The 14,018-nt window shown below is 44.4% G+C and carries 6 protein-coding genes; 1 reads left to right on the top strand and 5 read right to left on the bottom strand.

The features are described from left to right. Positions 1-76 precede the first annotated feature (76 nt). The 5 genes from PJIAN_RS07475 to PJIAN_RS07455 all read right to left on the bottom strand — a co-directional run bounded on the left by PJIAN_RS07475 (position 77) and on the right by PJIAN_RS07455 (position 12,944). A complete protein-coding gene (locus tag PJIAN_RS07475; RefSeq protein WP_068703650.1) occupies positions 77-2,410 on the bottom strand; it encodes a glycoside hydrolase family 3 N-terminal domain-containing protein in 2,334 nt (777 codons plus the stop codon). Between the two features lie 659 nt (positions 2,411-3,069). Then, a complete protein-coding gene (locus PJIAN_RS07470; protein WP_068703648.1) occupies positions 3,070-5,505 on the bottom strand; it encodes a glycoside hydrolase family 94 protein in 2,436 nt (811 codons plus the stop codon). A gap of 42 nt (positions 5,506-5,547) precedes the next feature. Then, positions 5,548-7,956: a beta-galactosidase GalB gene (galB, locus tag PJIAN_RS07465; protein WP_068703646.1), complete on the bottom strand. Its 2,409-nt coding sequence runs from the start codon at positions 7,954-7,956 to the stop codon at positions 5,548-5,550. 1,036 nt (positions 7,957-8,992) lie between these two features. Beyond that, on the bottom strand, positions 8,993-11,392 hold the full coding sequence (locus tag PJIAN_RS07460; RefSeq protein WP_068703644.1) for a glycoside hydrolase family 31 protein: 2,400 nt from the start codon (positions 11,390-11,392) through the stop codon (positions 8,993-8,995). 82 nt (positions 11,393-11,474) lie between these two features. Further along, positions 11,475-12,944 carry a cellulase family glycosylhydrolase gene (locus PJIAN_RS07455; protein WP_084252369.1) on the bottom strand — a complete coding sequence of 490 codons (1,470 nt, stop codon included), beginning with the start codon at positions 12,942-12,944 and terminating at the stop codon, positions 11,475-11,477. 768 nt (positions 12,945-13,712) lie between these two features. On the opposite strand from PJIAN_RS07455, the gene PJIAN_RS07450 reads away from it, so the two are divergent. Next, a complete protein-coding gene (locus tag PJIAN_RS07450; protein WP_068703642.1) occupies positions 13,713-14,018 on the top strand; it encodes a hypothetical protein in 306 nt (101 codons plus the stop codon).

The raw sequence follows: 14,018 nt of genomic DNA, 5'->3' as shown, positions 1-14,018 counted from the left end.
ATTTTGTCATGGGCGTTTCATGAACTAATATGAGAATTTGAATGTTTTTGTTGTTAAATGGCAAATAATTGGTGTGTTATTTTAAGTAGCTCTCCCAAACCTTTGTTTCATCAGCATTGATGGATAATTTTTGATTTCCGCAACGGACGGTGAAACTACCGGCTTCTAAACGCCATTTGTTGTCGAGTCCTACAAAAGCAAGTTCGGATGCAGGTACCTTTAAGGTGATCGTTTTTGTCTCTCCCGCAAGCAGACTTACTTTCTCGAATGCACGCAGGCGTTTGTTGTCGGGTGTAAGCGATGCTACATCGTCGGAAACAAATAACAAGACTGCCTCTTTACCTGCTATTTTACCAGTATTTTTTACAGTGACGGTAAATTCAAGTTCGTCGTTTGCGTTGAAGTGAGCCTTGTTGATTTTTAGGTTCGAATATTCGAAAGAGGTATAACTCAACCCGAAGCCGAACGGATATTGTACAGCGTTGTTGGCATCGTAGTTATAGGCTCCTTCCATTACCTCACGATTTTCCGACGGTTTATAGTCGTAAGTAGTCAGCAGGTTGGTATATTTCGGATAGGTGTAAGGTAATTTTCCCGAAGGATTGACATCGCCATACAGAATATCGGCCAACGACAGGCTGCCGTAGCTGCCTGGCAAATAGGTATGAACAACGGCGTTTGCGAGCGGTTCGATATCGGAAAATATTCGAGGACGGCCTTCGTTGAGGATCAAAACTATGGGTTTGCCGGTTTTGGCAAGTTCACTAATCAAAGCTTGTTGATTTTTCGACATCTCCAGAGACGTGAGATTACCCGGTGTTTCGCAGTAAGAATTCTCGCCGATACAAGCCACGATAACATCGCAACCTTTTGCAGCAGCAACAGCTTTGTCTATTTCGGGGCTATTTTCGTCGTAGTATTTGCCTTTCTCGTTGTAAGTCACTCCGGGTTCGTATACCACATGATCTTTGCCGGCTTTTTGTTGCAAGGCTTCCAGAATGGTAGCACCTGCTTTTTCATGTTCCGGAGTCTTGTCTCCCTGCCAGTTGCGGCTCCAACCACCATTCAGACTGCGCTTTGTATCTGCATTCGGTCCTGTCACCAAAATGCGGTAAGCCTTCTGCAGTGGCAATAAATAGTTTTTGTTTTTCAGTAGAGTAATTGCTTCGTCAGCAGATGATTTTGCCAGTTGCTGACTTTGAGCTGATCCGAAGTTTGTATAGTCCGTACTTTTCCATGTCGGTTTACTGAACAAGCCTAAGCGGTATTTCATACGCAGAATACGACGGACGGCATCGTCGATACGGCTCATCGACACTTTGTTTTCTTTCACCAGTGCCACCAAATCTTTGCAATAATTTTCGTCGTAAGGAATCATTGCCATATCGACACCGGCATTGATAGAAATCATAATCGCTTCTTTGTCGCTGGAGGCAATCCGGTCGCGTTTGTAAAGGTTGTTGATGTCCTGCCAGTCGGTTACCACCACGCCATCGAATTTGAGCTCATCTTTCAGAATGTCGGTGAGAATGTGATGGCTTGCATGAACCGGTTCTCCGTTGATAATGGCCGAATTTACCATCACAGACAATGCTCCTGCTTTAATGGTAGCGGCATACGGTTTCAGGTGGCGTTCGCGCAGCTCGTTTTCAGGAATCAGCGCCGGAGTACGATCCTGTCCGCTGACCGGAACACCGTAGCCCATAAAATGTTTCAGGCAGGCGGCCACATTGTACATGCCAACGTGGTTCGGATCGTTGCCCTGATAGCCTTTTATGCAGGCGACACCCAGTTCGGATGTGAGGAATGGATCTTCACCGTAGGTTTCCCAGATACGCGACCAGTTGGGGTTACGTCCCATGTCGAGTACAGGAGAGAAGTTCCACGGAGTAATGCTGGCACGAACTTCGTAAGCGCTCACTTTTGCCCCTTCGTACACCAGTTGTCGGTTAAACGTGGCAGCCATCGCGATTTCCTGCGGAAAAAGTACCGAACCTTCTGTATAGTTGGCTCCGTGAATGGCATCAACGCCGAAAATCATAGGAATGCCATTCGCTTTCATTGCTATTTCCTGCAATTGATTGTTCAGTTTATCCCATGTGGCAGTGTTTTGGGCAATACCGGCCGGTGTATTCAGTAACGAACCGGCTTTCAGGTCTCCCAAAATGTGAGTTACTTTGTCAATATCTACTTCGACAGGAAAATCGGGAACTCCGGGTATTTTGCTTTTCAGTACGGCATCAACACTGAATTGAGCCATTTGTCCTACTTTTTGTTCCAATGTCATCTTCGACATTATTTTCGAGATCTGAGATTCGTAGGGAGAAACCTCTTTGACTGGAATAAAACTCAATGATATTGCTCCGAAGATAAAAATGCCGGCACTGAGTAATAAATTTTTGTGTCTCATTTGTTTTGTGTTTTCTGAATTAGTTTCATTGGTTCTGTTGGAATTTTCTTACTGAAAATCGGATACAAAAATATCAGATTTTATCTGTCAACAGAAATGAAACCCCTCTATTAATACTCTACAAAAGTCGTTGAGAGAAAATAAATGTGGTTGGTTTTTAGTGAGTTGGTAATTTGATGTTATTCTACAGAACGATCAGGGCCAATTACATCAGGCAATGATGTTTGCACAAAGTACATCCATATCAATAGAAAAACAGCTTGGCTTAAATATACCATGTGAAGTTTTAGCCTTGACGACTATCAGATTTAGACCGATTATTCCAGATTGTTTTTTCTCAAATATCAGGGGGGTAGCCCTATTGTCTTGGTAGAAAATCTACAGAAGAACAAAGGAGAGGGGCATAGCCCTGACGTCTGAATGGAAATAACATGTGTATTTTGACTCTGGTGTAAAGAAGAAATCAGAGCTACGCTCCTCTGTATTCATTTACTATTATGTTCTACCAAGAAGTCAGGGCTAACGCCCCTATAATCAAAATTTAACTTCGATGGTATTTGCTTTCATCTTTCTTCCTTACACATTAGGTAAAATATTAGATACTCATTAGCCTTTTTCTTTCAGGTTTCTCTCACTGGGAAACCTGAAAGAAATTAGCATTAAAGCGTTACTTCTATCTTGCAGACAGTGCCTGCCGGTATCACAGGAACTATGTTACCAGAAACAGCTTTTCCATCGATGACAAGCGATTTCACTCCCTTCATATTTCCGTTCGGATTTTTTACCGTGATTTCGTAGGTTGCACCGCGGAACTGGCGGGTGACGCTGTATTCGTCCCATTCGGCAGGGATACACGGATCGATGCGCAGGCCGTCGTATGTGGGCTGAATACCGAGAATGTATTGCGAAATAGCGTAAAAATTCCATGCTGCCGTACCTGTAAGCCACGAGTTTTTGGCTTCGCCGGGCTTGAAGGCATCTTTACCGGCTATCATCTGGGCATAAACGTAAGGTTCTACCTTGTGCAGGTCGCTGATATGCTCGGTGTACGACGGACAGATTTTGCGGAAATATTTCCACGCACGGTCGCCTCGTCCCTGCACGGTTTCACCAATGATGATCCACGGATTGTTGTGGCAGAAGATGCCGGCGTTTTCTTTGTAACCTTCCGGATAACTGGATATTTCGCCGTATTCGATATAGTATTTTGAGAATGCCGGATTGTTGAGTACAATGCCATGTTCGCAGTCGAGGCGTTCTTTTACCGAGTCGAGTGCTTTGGTTACCAGACCATCTTCGAGACCGATACCGGCCATGGTACACCATCCGTTCGATTCGATAAAAATTTTACCCTCTTCATTTTCGTTCGAGCCGATTTTGTTGCCGAAATAGTCATAAGCACGCAGGAACCATTCGCCATCCCAGCCGTGTTGCTTCACAGCCTCCACCATTTTGTCCACATGCATTTGCGCACGGGCGGCTTCTTCGTTTTTACCTAATTTTTTGCACAATTCCACATAATCGTTGCCGTAAATAACAAACAATCCGGCAATCATCAAACTTTCGGCTTTGGAACCTTCAGTTTTGTTTTCTGTGGTTTGGAAACTTTCGTTCGGATCGTTGGAGAAGCAATTCAGGTTTAGGCAGTCGTTCCAGTCAGCACGGCCGATTAGTGGTAATCCGTGAGGACCGAGATGATTAATCACGTGGTCGAATGACACGATGAGGTGCTCGAATAGCGATACCTCAGAACCGGGCACATTGTCAAACGGTACCGGCTCGTCCAATATAGAAAAATCACCCGTTTCTTTGATATAAGCCGTGGTACCAAGAATCAACCACATCGGGTCGTCGTTGAAGCCCTGTCCAATTTCGTTGTTCCCTTTTTTTGTCAATGGTTGGTATTGATGGTAGCAACCGCCGTCGGGGAATTGGGTAGAAGCAATGTCGATGATGCGCTCGCGGGCGCGTTCCGGAATTTGATGCACAAAACCGATCAAGTCCTGATTGGAATCGCGGAAACCCATCCCGCGACCGATGCCACTTTCGAAGAACGACGCTGAGCGCGAGAAACAGAAGGTAATCATACATTGGTACTGATTCCAGATGTTCACCATGCGATCCAGCTTTTCTTCACCGGTTTTCACTCTGAACACATTCAACAGATTGTCCCAGTAAGCGCGCAGTTCGGCCAGCGCAGCATCCACTTTTTCGGCTGTATCAAAGCGTGCAATAGTTGCTTTGGCTTTGGTTTTATTGATGATGTTTTTGCTTTCCCATTTTTCTTCTTCCTCATTTTCGACATAGCCCAAAACGAACACTAAATCTTTCGACTCGCTAGGTTGCAAAGTCACTTCGATGTAGTGAGACGCAATGGGCGACCAACCGTGAGCCACCGAGTTACGCGGAGCACCTTCGAGTACGGTCTGCGGTTCGTCGAATCCGTTGTACAGTCCGAAGAATGTTTCGCGGTCAGTCTCGAAGCCGTTCAAAGCCACGTTGGCAGCATAATAAGCATAATGATTGCGACGCTCTTTGTATTCGGTTTTGTGATAAATCACCGAGTTTTCTATTTCTACTTCGCCGGTGGAGAAATTACGCTGGAAGTTTTCCATATCGGTAGCCGCGTTCCACAAACACCATTCAACGAAAGAAAATACTTTCAATGTTTTCACTTCCGAAGTGGTATTGCGCAGCGTGAGTTTTTGAACTTCAGCCCATGTTTTCAGCGGCACAAAGTAAAGCACTTCGGCTTCCACTCCGTTTTTGACGCCTTTTATGGTGGTGTAATTCATCCCGTGGCGGCATTCATAGCTGTCGAGAGGCGTTTTGCAGGGCTTCCAACCGGGACTCCAGATGGACTCGCCGTCGTTGATGTAGAAATACTTACCGCCGCTATCCATCGGTACATTGTTGTAGCGATAACGGGTTATACGGCGGAACTTGGCATCTTTGTAAAAAGAATAGCCACCGCCGGTGTTTGAAACCAAACTGAAAAAATCCTCGTTGCCTAAATAATTAATCCAGGGCCACGGCGTGCGTGGGTTGGTAATGACGTATTCACGTCGGCTGTCGTCGAAATGTCCGAATTGCATTTTTGTTTGATAGTATGAGAGTTGTTGATAAATGATGTTTTTTTACTTACTGCTTATTTCCACGATTCCCGTTGCCAATCCTGCCGATGTTGCCGTTAAACGGATAATGCCGCTACGTTTTTTCGATTGGACGACACAAAGAGCCTTGCCGTTGAATGCCTTGCGATGGTCGGCCTTGAACGACTCCATGCTGATTGGGCTGCCGTTATCCACACCTGCAATTTTACCCGGGCCCTCAAGTTGGAACTTAACCAAATTGTCGGCATCGGGAACAAGATTTCCGTCTTTATCCACGATGTCGATGGTGACAAAGGAAAGGTCGCTGCCGTCGGCGGTAATTTTACGGCGGTCGGCTGTCAGGCGGATGCGGTTAGGAATTCCGGCGGTTTTCACTTCGGTAGACGCTACCTGTCGCCCTTGCTTGTAAGATATGGCACGCAGGGTTCCTGCTTCGAACGGCACTTTCCACATAACGTGTAACTGATCGCCCACTTTGTGTTGGCGTCCCAATGACCGACCGTTGAGGAATAATTCCACCTCGTCGGCGTTGTTGTAATAAGCCCACATGTCGACAGTTTGCCCGGGCTTCCAGTTCCAGTGAGGGAAGAGGTGCAAAACGGTTTTGGTCGTACATTCGCTTTGATACATGTAGTAAACATCCTTCGGGAAGCCCGCCAGATCGACAATGCCGAAATAAGAACTGCGCGAAGGCCATGTGTAAGGCGTCGGTTCCCCGATATAGTCGAAACCGGTCCAGACAAACATACCCGAAACATACGGATTAGCCTTCACCACCTTCCATGTTTCTTCGTGAGTCGATCCCCAGGGAGCCGAGCAATTATCATAAGCGGAGCAGAAATGGTGAGGTGTCGAGTAGGGGATGTCCCAACGTTTGGGGACGCGAGCGATGCTGTCGGAAGGCATCTGGTACCAACCGCGGGTTTGCAATGCTGAGGTCGACTCGGTAACAATCAGTTTTTTGCCCGGATAATCCTGTTTGAATTTCAACCAGTTTTCGATGTGGTAATTGATGCCGATCAAATCGGTTTCTCCGCTATTGATAATGGCATTTTTGGGATTCGGTTCATTGTTGGCCGTGACGATAGGACGAGTTGTGTCAATACTACGGACAATAGAACACAAATTTTTCATGATCCGGGCTCCCGCATTGAGTGAATCCCTCCACTGTTCGGGAATTTCGTTGCCCACGCTCCACACAACAACGCTCGGGTGATTGCGGTCGCGCAACACCTGATCCTGTAAATCGCGTGTATGCCATTTCTTGAATTCATGCGAATAATCGAACGTGGTTTTGCTCTTTTCCCACATGTCGAAAGCCTCGTCCATCACTACAAATCCCATTTTGTCGCAAAGGTCGAGCAATTCGGGAGCCGGAGGATTATGAGATGTGCGGATACCGTTGCAGCCCATCGCTTTGAGAATTTCCAACTGGCGTTCGATTGCCCGTTTATTGACAGCCGTACCAAGACAACCTAAGTCGTGGTGATTGCAAACACCCACAATTTTCAGGGGTTTGCCGTTGAGTGAAAATCCATTGTCTGCATCGAAATTAAAATAACGTACTCCTACCTGAGTTGTTACCTGATCGGTTAGTTTTTTGTTGACATACAATTGAGAAACCAGCTTGTAGAGATAGGGATCTTCAGTACTCCAAAGATGCGGCGCGATCAGTTCGAGCGTGGTGTTGTATTTTTTGTCTTTTGAGACAACTTTGCCGTTTTGCGCAACCAGTTTGCCTTCGGTGTCGTATAATTTCGCCTCAATGGTGACAGCGCTGCTATCGGTCCCGGGTAATGAGATCTGAAATTGAGTTTTGATAGTGGCTTTTTGCGGAGTTACTTTCGGAGTAGTGATGCCGATACCCCATTGTTTGAAATGAACCGGAGATACTGCGTTCAGCCAAACATTGCGATAAATACCGCAGCCGGAGTACCAGCGCGAATTGGGTTGGTGCGAGTTGTCTACCCTGACGGCAATCACATTGCGTTTTCCCAGTTTAAGGTATTTGGTCAGTTCGTATTGAAATGAGATATAGCCGTTGGGACGCTTTCCGAGATAATGTCCGTTTATCCAGACTTCGCTGTTGCAATATACTCCGTCGAAGTCGATAAAAATATCCTTGTCCTGATATATGTTTTTATCCAGTATGAATGTTTTGCGATACCATCCGATACCACCGTTCAGATAGCCACCGCCGTATCCGGCTTTGCTGTTTTTGTCGAATGAACCTTCAATGCTCCAGTCGTGCGGGAGTGTAAGCATTCGCCATGACTGATCATTAAATTCAGGAGATTGCGGGTCGATGGTATCTCCCAGATGAAATTTCCATCCGTCATTGAAATTATCCGTCAAACGAGGATTTTTTACAACATTGCACGACAGTAGTGTCAGTATCAATGCGGCCGAGAAAAAACTAACAAATCTGTTCATAATATGGAATTATAAATTTGTAAAATGTTTGTTTGTGAGACGATTATCCGGTTTATGGTAAAGCCGGACATTCATTGTTCTCAGACTCAAATTTACAGGATAATTTATTAAACCCAAATTAATCAATAGAAAAATTTCTATTGATTAATCGACGATTTTTGCAGATTATCTGCAAAAATATCGGGGTTAACCCTGACAAAAATAATATTTTTCGTCAGCCCTTCGGGCAAATTCCGCTATTGCGGAATTTGGGTTAAATCGACGTGTTGACGGAATAAAAAAGGTGTTTGTTGAATAATGAATTAAAAATCAATATCTTGCGTGCTTGAAAAATACCCGGTTTTGGAGTATCCTATGTTATATTCACTCAATTCTTTGTCCTCTTAAATTTGTTCTTTGCCTGCGGCAGGCCTTACTTTTTGCGCCAAAAAGTAAGCAAAAACAGAGACGGAAACGAGTTACGAGTTCTATGTGTCCTTAAAAAAATAAACACATATCACATAAAAGAACTCGTTCGCTCGGCCATGAAACTTTTTCTCATCAACAAACTTCTGTAATTGGCCTACTCTCTCAAACAGCTTTCCGTCAGTTTGGTATTTTTGTTGTCCCTTCGGGTCTGGTTTTGTTGAAGATTATAAAAACAGTATTGTTCTGTTTTGATGTATCTTGCTCATGCAGATTGAAGTGGCCTTGTCCGGTGAGCCAAAAAACAAGTGAAGCGACGCACAAATCGTCCTTGTTTGAAGTTCTCGACAATAGGAGAGAACGAGTTTGGGCGATTTGCGTCGATGAACGCCAGTTTTTTGAGTGAAGCGGATTGAGCCTTGACCTTTTTGTTTACTTTTTGTGTCAAGACAAAAAGTAAAAGAAGATATGAGATCAGGCTCCTACATAAAAGCAATTACATTATTTATTTTTCATCACGAAAACTTATCTTAGATAAAACAGCCTATTAATATGCTATTCAGAGTTTGTAAATGTTCAATCAGATAACCGGTAGTCTGGTTTGAGTCAGGCTACCGGTTACTGGTGCTTTTTACAAGTTCTTTACTGATACTTCGGCTCCGTTGTACTGAACCGTTTTGGCTGTTTTTGCAGGTTCAATACCCATTCCGTTTTTCGCATTGACTAACACAACACGGAACGAACGGTCTTTTACCATTCCGGCAAATTCGCCCTGACGGTTACCGATAGTCAGCGTTTTTGCGGCTTCGTTCCAGTGAAGAGGAATAGTTGCAAATTTGCCTTTTTCATAGTTGTAGTTATCGTTTTCGTCTTCATAAATAACGAAATCGGCATCTGCACCTGCGTAAACACGTAGTTCGATAGGATCGGCAGGTTTTTCATTTGCATACTGGAGATATGGGCCCATCGGCACAATCGATCCGGCTTTGATGTAAAGTGGCATGGTTTCGATAGTTGCCTTTGCATCTATGCTTTTTCCTCCTTCAATTTGTTTGCCTGTCCAGAAATCATACCAGTTGGTCGATTTTGGCAGATAAACCTTACGTGTTTTTGCAATCTTTTTACTGTCAGGTGCACTGTAGAGCTGTTGTGTCACTGGATTTACAAGGAATGCAGGGCCGAACATGTACTGGTCGGGAATATTTTTTACTGCATCATCGTTGCGGAAATCAAAACCGAGAGAACGCATGATGGTGTACCCTTCGTTGGTTACTTTCCACGAGAGTGAGTAGAGATATGGCATCAGGCGGTAGCGCAGGTTGTCATATTTCATCAGGACGGAACGAGTGTTTTCGCTCCAGTTTTTCGAGAAGATGGCACGTTCGCCCTTGCCGTGGATGCGGAAGATAGGGCTGAAAGTACCGAACTGGAACCAACGGGTAAAAAGTTCCTGATTGGTAGGGGTTGTCCAGTCGGGTGCTTGCCAGTTGAGGTGGTAACCGCCTATGTCTGATGTCCAGTAAGGAATACCCGAGGCACAGGCATTGATTCCCTGAGGAACCTGATTGCGGAAAGCTTTCCATGTACAGGTAATGTCGGACGACCAAAGAGTTGCCGAGTTGCGCTGTTGTCCTGCAAAAGCTTGACGAATCAATAAGAATACACGTTTGTCGGCAATTTCTTTCCTCCAGTGTTCGTATAATCCGGTAGAGTGCATCAGCGAGAAAGTATTCATATAGTCGATGCCGCGACCGATAGCAAAATGGCTTTGACGGCGTAAATCCATGTATTTGTCAACTCCAATATTGCCATTGTCGGGTTCGCACTGATCCACCCACCATGCATCCCAACCGAAACGGCCTATCAAACTGTCGCAAGCCTGTCGCCAGTAGAGATCGCGGGCCTGTGGACTGTGAGCATCGTAGTAATAGTCCAGAATGTTGGTCATTACGTTGAGCCAGCGAATATCGGTCATGCCTCCGGAATGACTCATTTGGTTGAATGGTTCGGTGCCTTTGGAGAATACCGGCCAGATTGAAATCATGGCATGGATATTGGAATTGTGCAATTCGTCAACCATTGCCTTGGGATTCGGATAGCGTTCCGGCCACATCACATGCGATCCGATTACATTGGGTTCCCAGTAGAACCAGTCCTGCACGATGACATCCACAGGAATCTTGTTGTTGCGGTAACCGTCTTTTACCGAAAGAATTTCGGCCTGGCTCTTATATCGGTCTTGTGACTGGAACAAACCTAAAGCCCATTTTGGGAACATCGGCGCATTGCCCGAAGCATTACGGAAAGTTGAAATGATATTATCGAAATCGGGTCCGTAAATGAAGTAATAATCAACCATATTGCCGCTTTCCGAGACGTATTTGTATTTGGTGTTGCCGGCTTCTGCTCCGTAGAAATTCGATGCAGAGTAGTTGTCCCAGAACAAACCATATCCTTTGGTGGAAAGCATCACGGGAATAGCACCTGTCATGTAACGGATGGCAAGTTCCTGATTACGGCCTTTGTAGTTGATGGAGAGAGAATCTTCCGGATGGCATCCAAGTCCGAAAAGCGCTTCGTCGGCCGGCGATTGAAACTGAGAAGTACAGTTATAAACGTCGATGCCGGCTATGGTAGTGGGCTCCATGGTTTTGTTTTGAGAATCGTCTTCTGCCAGAATCGCATTTCCTGACAAATCGAAATATTTGACAGCGTTGGACGCTTTGTCAATCGTGATTTTCAGTTTTGGAGTAGTAATGACCAGTTCGCCTGCTTTTTCAGCCACATCAAATGACGGCGCAGATTTGAACGGGTTGGTGATTACTAACGATGGTTTTTCGATAAAGAGCGGCAAAGTGGTGTATTTTACCTCCACCATGTTATCGAAGCATAGCTTCACTTTCATTAAGCCTTTGTTGAGCGTGCAGGTAATGCCGTCACTGTCTTTTTTGTACGACAAAACCTTTGCTTGAAGCGGGGCAGTTAAACCCACCAGAAGCATTAGGATCAGGATGTTCTTTAAGTTTTTCATTGATTCGTAGGTATAAAGATTAAAGATTAGGGTTTTATGCTTGAAATTGTTTGGTTATGGTAAACGGGACTGAAGACAATTCTTAGTAAGGATAAACGCCGTTCGACGCTCCGGTTACTATAGCATTCAGCGCCTGACTATCGAAGACAGACCCATCACTCCGGTTGATCAGGGCAAAACCATTGTTGCCTGTTATTCCGTTATCCCAATAGAAAGGAACTATGCCGTTATTTTTTGCATATTGCGCCACGTATCCCAGATAATAGGCTCTTGATGCTAAATGATTTGTCAGTGTTGTGCCTGTGAGAGAAGAACGCCTTACAGCTCCAAATTCTCCAAGAATCACAGGATAACCTTTGTCCACAAAGTTAGTTTTTATTGTGGAAAACTGTTGTTTTATATAATCTTCCTGTCCCCACGATGAAATTTTCCCGTATGATGCGTAGCTTGCACCCCAAAGGTTGACCGCAGAACTGCCCGTGTCTCCACAAAAATCCCACGGATCATAGCAATGCACTTCCACCATCAGCCTTTTCGATGCTGTGTCGTCAGGTATTTTCATATAACTGACAGCATAGCTAATGTTGGTATTGTACGACTGAACAATCAGCGTTCTGTACGCATTCTTTCCTCCTGTGGAGCGAACGGCATTTACAAAGGTTTGATTATACGATAGCTGAACGGCAATGTTTTCGGCAGATGGTGCATTGTAGTCGACATGTACTTCATTGGTTCCCGCAAATAGCAAATGCTCATCATAATCGCGGAAATAGGCTGCGATCTGCTGCCAGTAAGCTTTTTGTTTGGCATTCACTTTTTCCTGGTATGCATATTGCGGATGATTCTCGAGCCATCCTCCGTCCCAGTGAATGTTGAGAATGACATACATGTTGTTTTTATAACAATAATCGACCACCTGTTTGACCCGGGCCAGCCAGGTTGCTTTAATCTTGTAAGAGATGGTGTCTTCCACGTAACTGTCCCATGCGCATGGAATTCGGACAGCGTTGAATCCAGCAGCTTTTACTCCGTCAATTAACTGTTGCGTGGTTAACGGATTTCCCCAGCCGGTTTCGTTGCCGGGTACTTCAAGCGTGTTGCCAAGATTCCAGCCAACTGATATGTTGTGAGCCAGTGTTTTGACGTCGGAGGTCATGCCCACGGAACTCGCTGCAATCGGAGAACTATAGTCAGGAATGGACGGAAGTGCGGATTGGGCGACCTTCACAGAGACTGTGTCGTTGTTGTTTAAGGTAAATATAATTTTCGCATTGCGGGCTGCGAACGAATTGTTGCCCGTGACGTTGATGGTTACGTCGGTTTCTTTACTTGAACTGGAATTTACGGATAGAGTGCACCACGACTGATCGGAGGTGGCATTCCATTTGGTTCCGGTCATTTTTACTGTTACAGAACTTGTTTGAGAGGAGTAGTTTAGGGCAATAGATGAGGTGGAAACCGCAATGGTCTGTTTTGATAGGGATGGGTCACTCCCTTTGCAGGAGGTGAAAAACGCAAAAAGTACCAGCGCCACGTAAATTGTTTTCTTCATGGAAGGTTGATTATTGATGATTGTTAGGTTAATCTGGAGAAAAAGAACAAAGACGGCGTACTCGTTATCACTGAGATAACCTTCTTGCTCAATGCGTTTTCTGGTCATGAATTGGTATTCTGGTCAGAACAACGACTGACCTTTCCCGTTTAATCATTCAAAGATAATTAAAAAAGAAAATTTGCACTGATACTTTTTTTGCAATTGTTAATGCTTTGTTGCTCGTATTTGCGTGTTTTGCAGTCGGGTAAGTGTTTGTGGTTTGTGCTTTTGGTAAAGCGTGCCTTGAAGCAATCCTGTTGCGTCCGATTGCAAATCACGGCGGACGACGAAGTTAAAAGGTTACCTCGCCTTCCGGACCGGAAACCGGAAGGTTTCATTTATTGCATGAAGCCTTCGTCCGACAGGATCATTTCACCTTTTTGATGGATCATAGCACCGTGGCGATCAAACAACACACCAATTTAAAAAATATATCCTTTTAATATGTTAATTATTTATTGTAGGTTTGTAGCGGAAATATCATAGGAACGGAAATAATGTTTCGACCACTCGTGATACAAAATCCGTTAGATAAATTAGATGTTTAAGTAAATCAACAGATTGACATAAATGTGAAATAAGTGCGACAGCGTCGCACTTACACAGATGTTAGGCGTCATAGTAAAAAAATACAGACAGCCGTAAGCGATTTTGAAAGAGTAAAGAAAGAAACATAGGGAAGCTGAAAACTATATAGAGTAGGCATATTTATTAATACAATTTAGCATGGCAATTTCAGACGTTCAAGTTAAAGGGAGCTACTACCAAATTTTTGATTCAAATGGAAAAAAGATTTCAGAACTATATACTTCTGGATTGGATCTTTTAGGTGTTGCAGGTGATTTCTTTGTTATCAAAAAGGGATCATATTTTATTACATACGATGAAAACAGCAAAAAAATAGCAGAGTTGTATAGTTCTGGGCTTACATATAAATCTGCTGCGGGTTCAACATTTAATGTCAAGAAAGGCTCCTATATAGTCTCTTACGACAAATTTTGCAAGAAAACTGGCGAGCGTTATAATCCATAG

The organism is Paludibacter jiangxiensis (assembly GCF_001618385.1).
Lineage (GTDB): Bacteria > Bacteroidota > Bacteroidia > Bacteroidales > Paludibacteraceae > Microbacter > Microbacter jiangxiensis.
Note: the sequence above shows the minus strand (reverse complement) of the source record. Positions and strands in the feature narration are given on the sequence as shown.